The 14,579-nt window shown below is 61.7% G+C and carries 14 protein-coding genes; 5 read left to right on the forward strand and 9 right to left on the reverse strand.

Annotated elements, in window-relative coordinates:
• Positions 1 to 67 precede the first annotated feature (67 nt).
• Positions 68 to 982: a LysR family transcriptional regulator gene (locus tag ACM6G4_RS11300; RefSeq protein WP_056727844.1), complete on the forward strand. Its 915-nt coding sequence runs from the start codon at positions 68 to 70 to the stop codon at positions 980 to 982.
• Here the strand turns inward: ACM6G4_RS11300 and ACM6G4_RS11305 are convergent.
• The 3 genes from ACM6G4_RS11305 to ACM6G4_RS11315 all read right to left on the reverse strand — a co-directional run bounded on the left by ACM6G4_RS11305 (position 972) and on the right by ACM6G4_RS11315 (position 4,332).
• Entirely contained in the window at positions 972 to 1,748 is a 777-nt protein-coding gene (locus ACM6G4_RS11305) for a substrate-binding domain-containing protein (protein WP_056727843.1), read from the reverse strand. The genes ACM6G4_RS11300 and ACM6G4_RS11305 overlap by 11 nt on opposite strands.
• A 26-nt stretch (positions 1,749 to 1,774) precedes the next feature.
• Positions 1,775 to 3,067, reverse strand: coding sequence for an MFS transporter (locus ACM6G4_RS11310; RefSeq protein WP_056727841.1), 1,293 nt, complete (start codon positions 3,065 to 3,067; stop codon positions 1,775 to 1,777).
• 191 nt (positions 3,068 to 3,258) lie between these two features.
• Complete coding sequence (locus ACM6G4_RS11315; RefSeq protein WP_414913684.1) at positions 3,259 to 4,332, reverse strand: diguanylate cyclase domain-containing protein; 1,074 nt, start codon at positions 4,330 to 4,332, stop codon at positions 3,259 to 3,261.
• A 171-nt stretch (positions 4,333 to 4,503) separates the two neighbouring features.
• Between ACM6G4_RS11315 and ACM6G4_RS11320 the strand changes: the two genes are divergently transcribed.
• From ACM6G4_RS11320 to dmeF, 3 genes are all read left to right on the forward strand, one after another.
• Positions 4,504 to 4,842, forward strand: coding sequence for an FKBP-type peptidyl-prolyl cis-trans isomerase (locus ACM6G4_RS11320; protein WP_409078760.1), 339 nt, complete (start codon positions 4,504 to 4,506; stop codon positions 4,840 to 4,842).
• 79 nt (positions 4,843 to 4,921) lie between these two features.
• Positions 4,922 to 5,197 carry a metal/formaldehyde-sensitive transcriptional repressor gene (locus tag ACM6G4_RS11325; RefSeq protein ID WP_008052742.1) on the forward strand — a complete coding sequence of 92 codons (276 nt, stop codon included), beginning with the start codon at positions 4,922 to 4,924 and terminating at the stop codon, positions 5,195 to 5,197.
• 13 nt (positions 5,198 to 5,210) lie between these two features.
• Complete coding sequence (gene dmeF, locus ACM6G4_RS11330) at positions 5,211 to 6,143, forward strand: CDF family Co(II)/Ni(II) efflux transporter DmeF (protein ID WP_414913685.1); 933 nt, start codon at positions 5,211 to 5,213, stop codon at positions 6,141 to 6,143.
• An 11-nt stretch (positions 6,144 to 6,154) separates the two neighbouring features.
• Here the strand turns inward: dmeF and ACM6G4_RS11335 are convergent, their stop codons facing one another.
• On the reverse strand, positions 6,155 to 7,264 hold the full coding sequence (locus tag ACM6G4_RS11335) for a cytochrome P450 (RefSeq protein ID WP_414913686.1): 1,110 nt from the start codon (positions 7,262 to 7,264) through the stop codon (positions 6,155 to 6,157).
• Between the two features lie 79 nt (positions 7,265 to 7,343).
• Here ACM6G4_RS11335 and ACM6G4_RS11340 point away from each other — a divergent pair, with 79 nt between their 5' ends.
• Entirely contained in the window at positions 7,344 to 8,111 is a 768-nt protein-coding gene (locus ACM6G4_RS11340) for an ArsR/SmtB family transcription factor (RefSeq protein ID WP_414913687.1), read from the forward strand.
• An 89-nt stretch (positions 8,112 to 8,200) separates the two neighbouring features.
• Here the strand turns inward: ACM6G4_RS11340 and ACM6G4_RS11345 are convergent, their stop codons facing one another.
• The 5 genes from ACM6G4_RS11345 to ACM6G4_RS11365 all read right to left on the reverse strand — a co-directional run bounded on the left by ACM6G4_RS11345 (position 8,201) and on the right by ACM6G4_RS11365 (position 14,433).
• A complete protein-coding gene (locus ACM6G4_RS11345) occupies positions 8,201 to 9,220 on the reverse strand; it encodes a branched-chain amino acid aminotransferase (protein ID WP_008052737.1) in 1,020 nt (339 codons plus the stop codon).
• 241 nt (positions 9,221 to 9,461) lie between these two features.
• The gene (gene lpdA / locus ACM6G4_RS11350) at positions 9,462 to 10,844 is read right to left on the reverse strand and encodes a dihydrolipoyl dehydrogenase (RefSeq protein WP_414913688.1); all 1,383 of its coding nucleotides are present in this window, start codon (positions 10,842 to 10,844) and stop codon (positions 9,462 to 9,464) included.
• An 18-nt stretch (positions 10,845 to 10,862) separates the two neighbouring features.
• The gene (locus ACM6G4_RS11355) at positions 10,863 to 12,137 is read right to left on the reverse strand and encodes a dihydrolipoamide acetyltransferase family protein (protein ID WP_414913689.1); all 1,275 of its coding nucleotides are present in this window, start codon (positions 12,135 to 12,137) and stop codon (positions 10,863 to 10,865) included.
• Positions 12,138 to 13,196, reverse strand: a complete 1,059-nt coding sequence (locus ACM6G4_RS11360; protein ID WP_015095444.1) for an alpha-ketoacid dehydrogenase subunit beta — start codon at positions 13,194 to 13,196, stop codon at positions 12,138 to 12,140. It abuts the gene before it with no gap.
• 1 nt (position 13,197) lies between these two features.
• On the reverse strand, positions 13,198 to 14,433 hold the full coding sequence (locus ACM6G4_RS11365) for a 3-methyl-2-oxobutanoate dehydrogenase (2-methylpropanoyl-transferring) subunit alpha (protein WP_056727828.1): 1,236 nt from the start codon (positions 14,431 to 14,433) through the stop codon (positions 13,198 to 13,200).
• Positions 14,434 to 14,579: the final 146 nt, after the last annotated feature.

A 14,579-nucleotide genomic window follows, 5' to 3' on the forward strand; every position in this document is an offset into this window, starting at 1 on the left:
TTGCATTAATTAGTTACATTTATAGAATTAGCTGATCAATCCAACGGTCCCTCTCGAGTAGTCCCCCATGGCGATCAACTTCGACCTCAATGACCTGCAGGCCTTCCGTGCCGTGGTCGAGCAGGGCAGCTTTCGCAAGGCAGCCGATACGGTGCGCATTTCCCAGCCAGCCTTGAGCCGGCGCATCGAAAAGCTTGAAGACGCCCTCGGCGTGCGGCTGTTCGAGCGCACCACGCGCAAGGTCAGCCTGACCCAGGCCGGACGGGGGTTCATGCCCAGCGTCGAGCGTCTGCTGGACGATCTGGACGTGGCATTGCTGGGCATCAGCGAAGTCGCTTCGACCCGGCTCGGCCATGTCACGGTTGCTTGCGTGCCCTCGGCGGCTTACTACTTCATGCCACGGGTGATCGCGCATTATCACCGGCAGTTTCCGCGGATCAAGGTCAAGGTGCTGGACTCCAGCGCCCACGACGTATTGAGCGCGGTGGTCAATGGCGAAGCGGATTTCGGCCTGAGCTTCATGGGCACGCTGGAAGCCGAAGTGGATTTCGAGCCCCTGGTGCAAGAAGGGTATGTCGTAGCGTGCCGGCGCGATCATCCACTGGCGGGGCGAAGCAGCGTCACCTGGGACGAGTTCTATCAGCAGGATTACATCTCGCTGGATAAAACCTCGGGCAACCGTTTTCTGCTGGATCAGGCGTTGACCGGCGTGGTGCCGCAGCGGCCGAGTATCTGCGAAACCCGTCACGTGACCACTATGATCGGTCTGGTGGAGGCCGGGTTGGGCGTGGCGGCGGTGCCGCTGATGGCGATGCCGGCAGCGGACCATCCGATCCTGACGCGGGTACCGTTGACCGATCCGCAGGTGATGCGCAGCGTCGGTCTGATCAAGCGCCGGGGTCGAACCCTGACCCCGGCGGCATTGGAGCTGGAACGGCTGGTGGTGGAAATGAAAGTCCTGCAGCCGTCGGTCAGCGACTGACCGAGTCCAGCCCGGTCGCTTTCACGTCCGGTTGAGCCTGGGCCGAGGCCATGTATTGCAGCAAGGCCTTGGCTTCGGCCGGGTGCCGGGCACCTACCGGGATGCCGGCGGCAAACCGGGTGACCGACTGCACCGACTCCGGAATCTTCGCCACGAAACTGACCCCCGGCACCGGCAACAATTCGCTGACCTGCTGGAAGCCCAGTTGATAGTCGCCAGTGGCAACCACCGAGCCCACGGGGACTTTCGGCACCATGGTCGACTTGGGCTTGAGCTGGTCCTCGATCCCCAGGCGCTTGAACAGTTGCTGCTCGATGTACACGCCGCTGGCGCTGTCGGAGTAGGCCACTGATTTAGCGTCAAGCAGGGTCTTTTTCAGGCCCTCGACGTTGCTGATATCCGGTTTCGGTGCACCTTCGCGCACCACCAGGCCAATGCGTGAGTCCGCCAGTTCGACACGGGAAGCCGGATCGACCTTGCCCTGTTTGATCAAGTCGTCCAGTGCGTAGCCGACCATGATCACCACGTCGGCTTGCTCACCCCGGGCCAGGCGATTGGGAATCGCTTCCGGGGCCTTGCCCATGGAGGGACCGAGCGCGGTGTCGAGTGTGTTGCCGGTGGCGGCGGCGAACTTCGGGCCGAGGATCTTGTAGGCTGCCGTGAAGCCGCCGGAGGTCATCACACGGATCTCTTCAGCCTGGGCAATGCTGCTCAAGCCCAGGCTGGCCACCAATGCGAGGGCGGCAAGATTGAAGATTTTTTTCATGGTCATGTTCTCGATGAAGGGCCGGTTCACGACGCCACCGGTTGCAGATGATTCGAGGCGCGGCGATAGAGCATTAGCGTGGCGCACAGTGCGCAAAGTGCTGCAAAGCTCATCCAGTAACCCGGTGCCGCCTTGTCGCCGGTGTACTGGATCAGCAAGGTCGACATCGCCGGGGTGAACCCGCCGAACACGGCCGTGGCCAGGCTATAGGCAAGGGAGAAACCGGCCACCCGGACTTCCACGGGCATGATCTCCGTCAGCGCCGGGATCATCGCGCCGTTGTACAGGCCGTAGATGAACGACAGCCACAACAGCACCATTAGCATGTGGAGGAAGCTGGGCGCGTTCACCAGATAGGTCAGCACCGGGTAAGTAGTGGCGATGGCCAGCAGGGCCATGGCGATCAACACCGGGCGTCGACCGATGCGGTCCGAGAGTGCGCCGCCGATCGGCAGCCAGATGAAATTCGAAACGCCCACCAGCAATGTCACCAGCAACGCATCGGACGTGCTCAGGTGCAGCACGGTTTTACCGAAGGTCGGCGCGTACACCGTGATCAGGTAGAACGCGGTGGTGGTCAGGGCGACCATCATCATGCCCGCGAACACGGTCAGCCAGTTTTTCCCCAGGGTGCGGAACACTTCACCCATGCTCGGGCGGTGTTTGCGGTTGGCGAACTCTTCGGTTTCCTCCAGGTTGCGGCGCAGCAGGAAGATGAACGGCACGATCATGCAGCCGACGAAGAACGGAATCCGCCAGCCCCAATCGACAATCACACTCGGTGCCATCCACTGGTTCAAGGCGTAACCCAGGGCGGCGGCGACAATGATCGCCACCTGCTGGCTGCCCGACTGCCAACTGGTGAAAAAGCCCTTGTGGCCGGGTGTGGCGATCTCGGCGAGATACACCGATACGCCGCCCAGTTCCGCACCGGCGGAAAAGCCTTGCAGCAGCCGCCCGATCAGCACCAGGGCCGGGGCGAACAAACCTATGGTTTCGTAACCGGGCACCAGCACAATCAGGATGGTGCCGCTGGCCATGATCGACAGGGTCACGATCAACCCTTTGCGTCGACCCACATCATCGATATAGGCGCCCAGCACCACGGCGCCCAACGGACGCATCAAAAAGCCTGCACCGAACACGGCGAAGGTCATCATCAGAGAGGCGAATTCGCTGCTGGCCGGAAAGAACACGGCAGCGATCTGCGTGGCATAGAAGCCGAAAAGGAAGAAGTCGAACTGTTCGAGGAAGTTGCCCGAGGTGACCCGGAAAATGGCACTGGCGCGAGAGCGTCCGCGCGGGATTGAGGCTGTCATCGATAAGTACTCCACCGCTTTTATGACATGCGCTGCCTGGACGCGGCGCACGGTTCTTATTGGGGCGGATAGTGGAGCAGAGGCATCGATATGTTAATTGCATTGTTGGCATGCATTGATGCGCGAAGCGGATCAATGTATCGGTGGACTCGCTCGTGCAGTTACCGGTACAGGCACCCGTCGACGAAGCGCTATTCGCTATGTGCTCGCACCACGCTTTCGGTGCCCAGCCGATACTGATTGTTCCCACTGCGCTTGGCCTCATACATCGCCAGGTCGGCAATGTGCAGCAAGCGGTCAATGCTTGGTGCATGATCGGGGAACACGGCGACGCCGAGGCTGGTGCCGATGTGGCGCTGGTCGTTGCCGATGGTGACGGGCGGGGAGAGTTCGACGAAGATTTTCTGGCAGATGGTGCGCGCTTCGTCTTGCAGGCTTTTGCCTTGGGGCAGGCCCTGGAGGATGACCACGAATTCGTCGCCACCGATCCGGGCGACGGTGTCGGTGCCGCGCAGGATGCGCTTGAGCCGTGTGGCGGTCGTGACCAGCACGCGGTCGCCGGCGGCATGACCATAATGATCGTTGATGGCCTTGAAGCCATTGAGGTCGACAAATACCAGCGCCACCCGCGTGGCACTGGTGCGCGCGAGCTCCAGGGCTTCGGACAGGCGCTCTTCGAGCACCAGGCGATTGGGCAGGCCGGTCAAGGGGTCGTAATGGGCCAAGTGCTTGAGGTAGTTGGCCGAGGCCTTTTCTTCGGTGATGTCGCGCACCACGCCCATCATCTTGATTGTTTCGTCGTGGTCGTTCTTGACCACGTTGCCGGTTTCCCGCAGCCAGCGGATCGTTCCGTCGGGCCAGACCACGCGGTATTCCTCGTCATGGTTTTCGCCGGTTTCCAGGCAACGCATTTCGCCGGCCCGAACCCTGGGCCGGTCGTCTGGATGAACGCAGGAGCAAAACAGCGCGTAGGAGGGCGTCACTTCGCCGATCTTGAAGCCGAACATGCCGAAAATCGCATCTGACCAATACAATCGGTCGGTGTCGACATCCCAGTCCCAGGTGCCGATGCGGGCAAAGTACTGGCTGCGTTTGAAGCGCTCGACATCGCCGTCCTGGTGGATGCTCTGGCCTTCGGAGAGGCGGGTGACGATGCTGCGATATTCGGCCAGTTGTTTTTGCAGCGAACGTTCGCGCCAGACCAGCGCGACGATCAGGGTAAGCGTCGTTGAACCAAGGATGACGCTGGTCCAGAGCAGGATCATTCGGGGATGGCCATCAGGGCGGTGAACCGTAGGGTAATTGTTGATTATTTTAGTTCAGCAAACAGCTTTAAACGTCGCGCGGGAGGTGGCAATGGTTGCCAATCAAGGGCAAATCTGGGAAAACGGCGCCCATCAGGCCCTTGAGGGCGAGAGAGCATACGAGTGAATTCAATGAAAGACGAGCTTCAGGTAATCGATCTTCAGGTGGGTGACGGAAAAGCCGCCGTAAAAGGCGCACTGATCACTACCCAGTACCGTGGCTGGCTGGAGGACGGCAGCGAATTCGACTCTTCCTACAGCCGGGGCAAACCCTTCCAGTGCGTGATCGGTACCGGGCGGGTCATCAAGGGTTGGGACCAGGGCATCATGGGCATGCAAGTCGGTGGCAAGCGCAAATTGCTGGTACCGGCGCACCTGGCCTATGGCGAACGCACCATGGGCAAGATCACGCCGAATTCGAACCTGATTTTCGAGATCGAGCTGCTGGAAGTGCTGACGCGGGATGATTGACTTGTAGTTGGCCAGCCAACTTGCCAGGTTCCGCTCTTTCGGCGAACATACGCGCCATATAGGGGTAGGGGGTATAGGTATGTCGCACATTCACGAACACAAGGATGACTTGATCAAGCGGGTCAGACGGATTGCCGGGCAGGTGGAAGCCGTGGAGCGAGCGCTTGAGTCCGACGCCGATTGTGCCAAGACCCTGCACCTGGTCGCCGCCATCCGGGGCGCGGTCAATGGTTTGCTGGAGCAGTTCATCGACGCTCATGCCCGCGAGCACGTGGCCCATCCGGACTTGAGCGATGAGGATCGCGCCCAGGGCGTGGAAGACTTGTTGCTGGCCATCCGTCGTTATGCCAAATAGAGGCCTGAATTCCATGAAACAGACACCCCAGGCTTCGCGTTTTGCCCATGACCATGTGTTTCTCGGCGCATCCCATGATGAAAACGCCCGACGCACCTTATGGGTGGTGGCGTTGACGTTTGTAATGATGATTGGCGAAATTGCCGCCGGTTACCTCACCGGTTCCATGGCGTTGCTGGCCGATGGTTTTCACATGGCCACCCATGCCGGGGCCTTGGGCATCGCGGCGGCGGCCTATGGATTCGCACGGCGCAATGCCAATAACGCGCGTTACAGCTTTGGCACAGGCAAGGTCGGGGATCTCGCCGGATTTGCCTCGGCCATGGTGCTGGGACTGGTGGCGATCGGCATTGCCGGTGAATCAGTCTATCGTCTGTTTCAACCAACGACCGTGGCATTCACCGAAGCGACGGTGATTGCAGTGGTGGGGCTGGCGGTGAACATCGCCAGTGCCTTTTTGCTGGCGGGTGGCCACGGTCATCATGGTCACGATCACGGACACAGCCATGAGCACGGCCATCATCACCATCACGACAACAACCTGCGCTCGGCTTATGTCCATGTGCTGGCCGATGCCTTGACGTCGGTGCTGGCGATTGCCGCATTGCTGGCCGGGCGCTATCTGGGGTGGGTGTGGCTGGACCCGGTGATGGGCATCGTGGGCGCCATCGTGATCGCGAAATGGGCCGTTGGATTGATGCGTGACAGCGCTGCGGTGTTGCTCGATGTCACGGATGAGCACGTTGCCGATGAAATCCGTGAACTGCTGGAGTCATCGGACGATGTGCGCATCAGCGATCTGCATGTCTGGCAGGTCGGCCCCCAGGCACGGGCCGCAATTGTCAGCGTTGTGGCCGCGGCCAATGTCAGTGCCGACACCATTCGCGAACGCCTGGCGCCGGTCCATGAACTGTCTCACCTGACCGTCGAATACCGCACGGCTTGAGCGGTTTTCGCTCAATCACTGAACAGCGCAATCCGTCCATTCGTGGATGGGCGGTATTGCCATTTCAGCTGCTCCAGTGCGGGCCCCATCGCCAGAAGCTGCTTGAGCGTGGCGCCGGCAATGCTCAACGCCAGGTGTTGCCCCGGACATTGATGGCGCCCCGCACCGAAGGTAAAGCTGCGCCGGTTCGGGCGCTCGGGCAGGAAGGTGTCGGGGTTGTCGTTGAGCTGCGGGTCGCGATTGGCCGAGGCCAGCAGCACCAGGATCACGTCGGTGGCGTTCAGCTTCACGCCATCAATTTCGCAGGGGGCTGCGACGAAGCGGCGGGTGTTCTGTACCGGCGGGTCGAAGCGCTGCACTTCGGCCAGCAGGTCTTCTACAGGAGTTGATTCGCTGCGCAGCGACGGGTGTTCAATCAATGTCAGCACGGCGTTGCCGATCAGCCCGGCAGTGGCCTCGAAGGTCTGGGAGAGCAGGCCTATCAGGTTGGCGATCAGGGTTTGCGGTGCGCCGGATGCGAAGCGCTGGCCGATACCTGCAAGCAATTGGCTGTGGTGGTGCGCATCGTCGAGCAATTCGATGAAGTAACCGCTCAATTGTTCGGCGGCAGCGTGGGCGGCGGTCAATTGTGCCGCGTTGCTCAAGGGCGACAGGCAGGCGACGAAATCCGCCGTCAGCTCGCTGATGGCGCGGCCCTGGGCCGGGGTGAACCCCAACAACGCCGCCACCACGCACACCGGTCCACGAAACATGGCATTGTACAGCCCAGCGGCATCCGCGGTGATCAATCGGGCGCCGACCAGGGCTTCGACTTCCCGCGCATCGATCAACTCCAGCCCCGGCGCAATCGCCGACCGTGGGCAACGTTGGCGCTCACCTTCATTCATGCGCATCAATTGGCCGAACACCTGGCCGGCCATGCCGTCGGCAATTGCCCTGGGGACTGGTTCGTGCGCGGGGCGAACGTGGCAATCGGGATGCGCCAGCACGGCGGCCACCGCCCGGGCGCTGCTGGCCACCCACAGGTTCAGCCCCGGATGAAAGGCCAGCCCACCTTCGGCACGCAATTGTGCGTAGTAGGAATAAGGATCGGCATGGGTTGCAGCGATGATCGGGTCCATGGGGCACAGCCTTTTGTTGTTGGAAAGTGTTGCTACTATCTCCAGTCCGAAAGGGCATTGATTCGTCCGGGAGCGAAATATGAGCGCAGAACAACACGACATCGGCGTCTCGCAGGTGGCGGCAGCCATCGCTGAGCCGGCACGGACGAAAATCCTCTGCTCGCTGATGGACGGCCACGCCCGCACCAGCACCGAACTGGCGGCGGTGGCCGAAGTCAGCGCGTCGACCGCCAGTGCCCACTTGGCCAAACTCAAGGAACTGGCACTGGTGCGGCTGCACGTTCAGGGACGTCACCGCTATTACAGCCTGGCGGACAAACGCGTGGCCCAGGCCCTGGAGGCACTGATGGTGATCGGCCAGAACAGCGCGCCAAGCTTCCAGGCGCGCACCCCGGATCGCCTGCAATTTGCCCGCACCTGCTACGACCACATGGCGGGAACCCTGGCCGTGCTGTTGCATGACCGGATGCTTGAAGCGGGCTGGCTTGAGGAAACCGACGAACAGGCCTATCGCTTGAGCGACAGCGGTACGGCAATGTTTCAAGGACTCGGGATCGAAGTGCAGGACTTGAGCACCTTGCGCCGTCGTTTTGCCTGCCCGTGCCTGGACTGGAGCATGCGCCGGCCGCATCTGGGCGGGTCGCTGGGGGCGGCGTTGCTGCAAACGGCGCTCAGGCGCAAGTGGGTGACCCAGGATCTGGACAGTCGGGCATTGGCGTTGACGGCGTTGGGGCGCAGGGAGTTGGCGGGGCGGTTCGGGGTTGAGTTGCGGTTGGATATTGAGGAGAAGAGCAAAAGATCGCAGCCTGCGGCAGCTTCTACAGGGGCTGCGAAATATCCATTGTAGGAGCTGCCGCAGGCTGCGATCTTTTTACGCTCATGAAAAAGCCCCCCATCGGTCACCCGATGGGGGGCTTTTGTGCGTCTGGCGTCAGGTCAAACCTTGACGATCCAGCCCGCTGGCGCTTCGATGTCGCCGGTTTGCACGCCGGTCAGCTCTTTGTAGAGCTTCTGGGTGACCGGGCCGACTTCGGTTTCGCTGTGGAACACGTGCAGGTGGTCGTTGTAGTCGATCCCGCCAATCGGCGTGATCACCGCAGCGGTACCGCAAGCACCGGCTTCCTTGAAGTCGGAGAGCTTGTCGATGAACACGTCGCCTTCGATCACTTCCAGGCCCAGACGGGTCTTGGCCAGCTCGATCAGCGACAGACGGGTGATACCCGGCAGTACCGATGGCGAGTTCGGGGTCACGAACTTGTTATCGTGGGTGATCCCGAAGAAGTTGGCCGAACCGACTTCCTCGATCTTGGTGTGGGTCATCGGATCCAGGTAGATGGCGTCGGCGAAGTGGGCTTTCTTGGCCTTGGAGCCCGGCATCAGGCTGGCGGCGTAGTTGCCACCGACCTTGGCGGCTCCGGTGCCTTGTGGCGCGGCGCGGTCGTAGCTGGAAATCTGGAAGTTGTGCGGGGTCAGGCCGCCCTTGAAGTAGGCGCCGACCGGAATGCAGAAGATCGAGAAGATGAACTCGGGGGCGGTACGCACGCCGATGTTGTCACCCACGCCGATCACGAACGGGCGCAGGTACAGCGCGCCGCCGGTGCCGTACGGCGGAATGAAACGCTCGTTGGCACGCACCACTGCCTTGCAGGCTTCGATGAACTGCTCGGTTTCCACCTGCGGCATCAGCAGGCGGGCGCAGCTGCGCTGCATGCGCAGGGCGTTCTGGTCCGGGCGGAACAGGTTGATCGAGCCGTCCTTGCAACGATAGGCCTTCATGCCCTCGAAGCATTGCTGGCCATAGTGAAGGGCCGTGGAGCCTTCGCTGATGTGCAGCACGTTATCTTCGGTCAGGGTGCCTTTGTCCCACTCGCCATTGCGAAAGTACGACAGATAGCGCTTGTCGGTCTTGATGTAGTCAAAACCCAGCTTGTCCCAATTGATGCTTTCGTTACCCATGACACCCTCTATCACTGAACAACCGTCGAAACGGTTCAAGGCTTCTGACGTTTTTTGGATGGGGACAACAATACTTCATTCTTGGGCTAAATCGCAGCCCAGACGATAGGGGGAGAAGCAGATTTATTAGCCTGCTTATTAAACTTCCCGGTTCTTCGTCGAAAAGATCGCAGCCTGCGGCAGCTCCTACGGGATCGGCGGCCACCTGTAGGAGCTGCCGAAGGCTGCGATCTTTTGATTTTTACAGGTGCAACGCATGTCCCAGAGCGCGCAACGCCGCTTCCTGCACCGCTTCACCCAGGGTCGGGTGCGCATGGATGGTGCCGCCGATGTCTTCCAGCCGCGCGCCCATCTCCAGGCTTTGCGCGAACGCCGTGGACAACTCCGACACGCCGACGCCCACCGCCTGCCAGCCGACAATCACATGATTGTCCCGACGGGCGACCACCCGCACGAAGCCGCTTTTCGACTCCAGGGTCATCGCCCGGCCATTGGCGGCGAACGGGAAGCTCGACACGATGCAATCCAGGCCGGCGGCATTGGCCTCGTCCGGGGTCTTGCCGACCACCACCAGTTCCGGGTCGGTGAAGCACACGGCGGCGATGGCGGTCGGGTTGAACTCACGGGATTTACCGCTGATCAGCTCGGCGACCATCTCGCCCTGGGCCATGGCCCGGTGCGCGAGCATCGGTTCGCCGCTCAGGTCACCGATGGCATACACGTTGCGCATGCTGGTCTGGCAGCGGTGGTCGATCTTGATCGACGAACCGTTCATGTCCAGGTTCAGCGCTTCGAGGTTCCAGCCCTGGGTGTTCGGCTTGCGACCGACGGCCACCAGCACCTGATCGGTTTCCAGGTTCAGGGTCGCGCCGTTCGGGGCCAAAATCTGCAAGGTATTTTCTTTTGAATCAAAGCCTTGCACGCTATGCTTCAAGTAAAGCTTCACGCCGAGTTTTCTCAGTTCGTCGTGCACCGGCTGGGTCAGTTCGGCATCGTAGGCCGGCAGGATGCGTTCCTGCGCTTCCACCACGCTGACCTCGGCGCCGAGCTTGCGATAGGCAATGCCCAGCTCCAGGCCGATGTAGCCACCGCCGACCACAATCAAGCGCTTGGGCACGGAGGTCGGCACCAGGGCTTCGGTGGACGAGATGATCGGTCCGCCAATCGGCAACATCGGCAGGTTCACGCTTTTCGAACCGGTGGCCAGCACCAGGTGCTCGCACTGGATGCGCGTGTCGCCGACATCCACGGTTTTACCGTCAACCACTTTGGCCCAGCCTTGGATGACCTGGACCTTGTTCTTTTTCAGCAGCGCGGCAACGCCGGTGGTCAGGCGATCGACGATGCCGTCTTTCCATTCGACGCTCTTGGTGATGTCCAGCGTCGGCGCGGAAACGCTGATGCCCAGGGGCGAAAGCTGATGGTGGTGCCGGGTCTGGTGAAACTGCTCGGCGACGTGAATCAGTGCCTTGGACGGAATGCAGCCGATGTTCAGGCAGGTGCCGCCCAGGGATTGGCCTTCTACCAGGATGGTCGGGATGCCCAACTGGCCGGCACGGATCGCTGTCACATAACCGCCGGGGCCGCCGCCGATGATCAGAAGCGTGGTGTTCAAAGTTTGCATGGTGCTCTCCAACAAAAATCAGTCCACAAACAAGGTAGCGGGTTGTTCGAGCAAGCCACGGATGGCCTGGATGAATAGCGCCGCGTCCATGCCGTCGACCACGCGGTGATCGAAGGAGCTGGAGAGGTTCATCATCTTGCGGATCACGATCTGGCCTTTGATCACCATTGGCCGTTCGACGATCTTGTTCACGCCGACGATCGCCACTTCCGGCAGGTTCAGCACCGGCGTGCTGACGATGCCGCCCAAGGCGCCAAGGCTGGTCAGGGTGATGGTCGAGCCGGACAGTTCATCGCGGCTGGCCTTGCCGTTGCGCGCAGCGTTGGCCAGGCGAGCGATTTCCGCCGCGCTGTCCCACAGGCTGCGAGCTTCGGCGTGACGTACCACCGGTACCATCAGGCCGACATCGCTCTGGGTCGCGACGCCCACATGCACCGCGCCAAGGCGGGTGATGACCTGGGCTTCGTCGTCGTAGCGAGCGTTCATTTGCGGGAAGTCGCGCAGGGCGACGACCATGGCGCGGACCAGGAACGGCAGCAAAGTCAGCTTGCCGCGGGTCGCACCGTGTTTTTCATTGAGGTGCGCGCGCAGCTCTTCCACGGCGGTGACGTCGATTTCTTCGACATAACTGAAGTGGGCGGCACGCTGGGTGGCGTCCTGCATGCGCTGGGCGATCTTGCGGCGCATGCCGATCACCGGGATCTGCTGTTCATCGATACGTTGGGCGTAAGCAGCCGCCACCGGTGCCGAAGCGTTCGACTGACCCTGGGCCAGGTAGGCGTCGAGGTCTTCATGCAGTACGCGGCCGGCGGGGCCGGTGCCACGCACCAGGCGCAATTGAATGCCGAGGTCCAGCGCATGCTTGCGCACGGCCGGGGAGGCCAGCGGACGCTCATCGGCTGCGCGAGCCACCATCGGGCCCTGGCAGACCGCAGCTTTCGGCGCCGGGGCAGCGACCGGTTTGCTTTCAACCACGGTTTCAACTTTGGCTGTGGCCACCGGGGCTTCTTTAACAGGTGCCGGTTGCGCCGACTCCTTAACGTTGCCCGCGCCTTCGACTTCAATGCTGATCAGCACACTGCCGACCGCCATGACTTCGCCCGGCTGTCCGCCGAGGGCGATGACCTTGCCATGCACTGGCGACGGGATATCGACCATCGCCTTGTCGGTCATCACATCGGCCAGTACCTGATCTTCGACGACCATGTCGCCGACCTTGACGTGCCATACCGACAATTCAACTTCTGCAATGCCTTCACCAATGTCCGGCATTTTAATGACGTGCGTGCCCATTCAAACCTCCATGACCCGTTTCAACGCCGCGCCCACTCGGGACGGACCTGGGAAATACGCCCACTCTTGCGCGTGCGGGTAAGGGGTGTCCCAACCGGTGACGCGTTCGATCGGCGCTTCCAGGTGATGGAAGCAATGTTCCTGCACCAGCGACACCAGTTCGGCGCCGAAGCCGCAGGTGCGTGTGGCTTCGTGCACCACCACGCAACGGCCGGTCTTTTTCACCGACTTGACGATGGTTTCCAGGTCCAGCGGCCACAGGCTGCGCAGGTCGATGACTTCGGCGTCGACGCCGCTTTCTTCAGCAGCGACTTGCGACACGTACACGGTGGTGCCGTAGGTCAGCACGGTGACGTCCTTGCCCGGACGGGTGATCGCAGCGACGTCCAGCGGCACGGTGTAGTAGCCATCCGGCACTTGCGCGGCGGGGTGCTTCGACCACGGGGTTACCGGGCGGTCGTGATGGCCGTCGAACGGGCCGTTGTACAGGCGTTTTGGCTCGAGGAAGATCACCGGGTCATCGTTTTCGATGGAGGCAATCAAAAGGCCCTTGGCGTCGTACGGGTTGGACGGCATCACCGTGCGCAAACCGCAGACCTGGGTGAACATCGCCTCGATGCTCTGGCTGTGGGTCTGGCCGCCGTAGATGCCGCCGCCGCAAGGCATGCGCAGGGTCATCGGCGCGGTGAACTCGCCGGCCGAGCGATAACGCAGGCGGGCGGCTTCGGAAATGATCTGGTCGGAGGCCGGGTAGACGTAGTCGGCGAACTGGATCTCGGCCACCGGACGCAGGCCGTAGGCGCCCATGCCCACGGCGACACCGACGATGCCGCTTTCGGAGATCGGCGCGTCGAACACCCGGGAGGTGCCGTACTTGTTCTGCAGGCCTTCGGTGCAGCGGAACACGCCGCCGAAGTAGCCCACGTCCTGGCCGAAGACCACGACGTTGTCATCACGCTCAAGCATCACATCCATGGCCGAGCGCAGGGCCTGGATCATGGTCATGGTGGTCGTGGTCATGGCGGTTTCCAGCTCGATATTGTTGTTGTGATCGTTCATGTCAGATCCCCAACTCTTGGCGCTGGCGCTTCAAGTGCTCCGGCATCTCTTTGTAGACGTCTTCGAACATGGTCGCGGCGCTCGGAATCTGGCCGCCGGCGAGGGTGCCGTACTGTTCGGCTTCTTTCTGTGCGGCGATCACTTCGGCTTCCAGCTCGGCGCTGACCGCGGCGTGCTCCTCTTCGGACCAGTGACCGGTCTTGATCAGGTGCTGCTTGAGGCGTGCGATCGGATCACCCAGGGGGAAGTGGCTCCAGTCATCGGCGGGACGGTATTTCGACGGATCATCGGAGGTCGAGTGCGGGCCGGCGCGGTAGGTGACCCATTCGATCATGGTCGGGCCGAGGCCACGGCGCGCACGTTCGGCAGCCCAGGCCGAGGCGGCGTAGACCGCATAGAAATCGTTGCCGTCGACCCGCAGGGAGGCAATGCCGCAACCGACGCCGCGCCCGGCGAAGGTGGTCGCTTCACCACCGGCAATCGCCTGGAAGGTGGAGATCGCCCACTGGTTGTTGACCACGTTGAGGATCACCGGCGCGCGGTACACGTGGGCGAAGGTCAGGGCGGTGTGGAAGTCCGACTCGGCGGTGGCGCCGTCGCCGATCCAGGCCGAGGCGATTTTGGTGTCGCCCTTGATCGCCGAAGCCATGCCCCAGCCCACGCCCTGGATGAACTGGGTGGCGAGGTTGCCGGAGATGGTGAAGAAACCGGACTCCTTGACCGAGTACATGATTGGCAACTGACGTCCCTTGAGCGGATCGCGCTCGTTGGACAGCAACTGGCAGATCAGGCCGACCAGCGGCACGTCGCGGGCCATCAGGATGCTTTGCTGGCGGTAGGTCGGGAAACACATGTCGTCGATGTTCAGGGCCAGGGCCTGGGCGCTGCCGATGGCTTCTTCGCCAAGGCTCTGCATGTAGAACGACATCTTTTTCTGACGCTGGGCGACCACCATGCGGTTGTCGTAGATGCGGGTCTTGAGCATGGCACGCATGCCCTTGCGCAGGATCTCGCTAGAGACGCCTTCGGCCCAGGGACCGAGGGCATTGCCCTGGTCGTCGAGCACGCGAATCAGGCCACGGGCCAGGTCAGCCGTGTCAGCCGGTTCAACGTCGATTTGGGGTTTGCGCACCGTGCCGGCATCGGTCAGATGCAGGTAGGAGAAGTCGGTTTTACAGCCGGGACGGCCCGAGGGTTCGGGGACGTGCAGGCGCAGCGGTTCATACGCTTGGGTCATGGCTTCTACGCTCGATCTTGTGAATTTCTTGTAGTGAGCTGACAGATTTCGTTCGGTAGAAGAAATCTTGTCCTACAACAATCATAGGCCCGCCGAAGAAGAATATTTCTCTCTGTTTCGTTGCGCTGAAGATCATTTGCAGATAA

This window comes from Pseudomonas sp. IT-P258 (assembly GCF_949767825.1).
GTDB classification, from domain to species: Bacteria; Pseudomonadota; Gammaproteobacteria; order Pseudomonadales; family Pseudomonadaceae; genus Aquipseudomonas; species Aquipseudomonas monachiensis.

Bases quoted from the DNA above. Each gene is read 5' to 3' on its own strand.
- ACM6G4_RS11345 (WP_008052737.1), bottom strand. From the start codon at position 9,220: ATGGGTAACGAAAGCATCAATTGGGACAAGCTGGGTTTTGACTACATC.
- ACM6G4_RS11325 (WP_008052742.1), top strand. From the start codon at position 4,922: ATGTCGCACATTCACGAACACAAGGATGACTTGATCAAGCGGGTCAGA.
- ACM6G4_RS11305 (WP_056727843.1), bottom strand. From the start codon at position 1,748: ATGAAAAAAATCTTCAATCTTGCCGCCCTCGCATTGGTGGCCAGCCTG.
- ACM6G4_RS11360 (WP_015095444.1), bottom strand. From the start codon at position 13,196: ATGAACGATCACAACAACAATATCGAGCTGGAAACCGCCATGACCACG.
- lpdA (WP_414913688.1), bottom strand. From the start codon at position 10,844: ATGCAAACTTTGAACACCACGCTTCTGATCATCGGCGGCGGCCCCGGC.
- ACM6G4_RS11315 (WP_414913684.1), bottom strand. From the start codon at position 4,332: ATGATCCTGCTCTGGACCAGCGTCATCCTTGGTTCAACGACGCTTACC.
- ACM6G4_RS11340 (WP_414913687.1), top strand. From the start codon at position 7,344: ATGAGCGCAGAACAACACGACATCGGCGTCTCGCAGGTGGCGGCAGCC.
- ACM6G4_RS11355 (WP_414913689.1), bottom strand. From the start codon at position 12,137: ATGGGCACGCACGTCATTAAAATGCCGGACATTGGTGAAGGCATTGCA.
- ACM6G4_RS11310 (WP_056727841.1), bottom strand. From the start codon at position 3,067: ATGACAGCCTCAATCCCGCGCGGACGCTCTCGCGCCAGTGCCATTTTC.
- ACM6G4_RS11320 (WP_409078760.1), top strand. From the start codon at position 4,504: ATGAAAGACGAGCTTCAGGTAATCGATCTTCAGGTGGGTGACGGAAAA.
- ACM6G4_RS11365 (WP_056727828.1), bottom strand. From the start codon at position 14,433: ATGACCCAAGCGTATGAACCGCTGCGCCTGCACGTCCCCGAACCCTCG.
- ACM6G4_RS11300 (WP_056727844.1), top strand. From the start codon at position 68: ATGGCGATCAACTTCGACCTCAATGACCTGCAGGCCTTCCGTGCCGTG.
- ACM6G4_RS11335 (WP_414913686.1), bottom strand. From the start codon at position 7,264: ATGGACCCGATCATCGCTGCAACCCATGCCGATCCTTATTCCTACTAC.
- dmeF (WP_414913685.1), top strand. From the start codon at position 5,211: ATGAAACAGACACCCCAGGCTTCGCGTTTTGCCCATGACCATGTGTTT.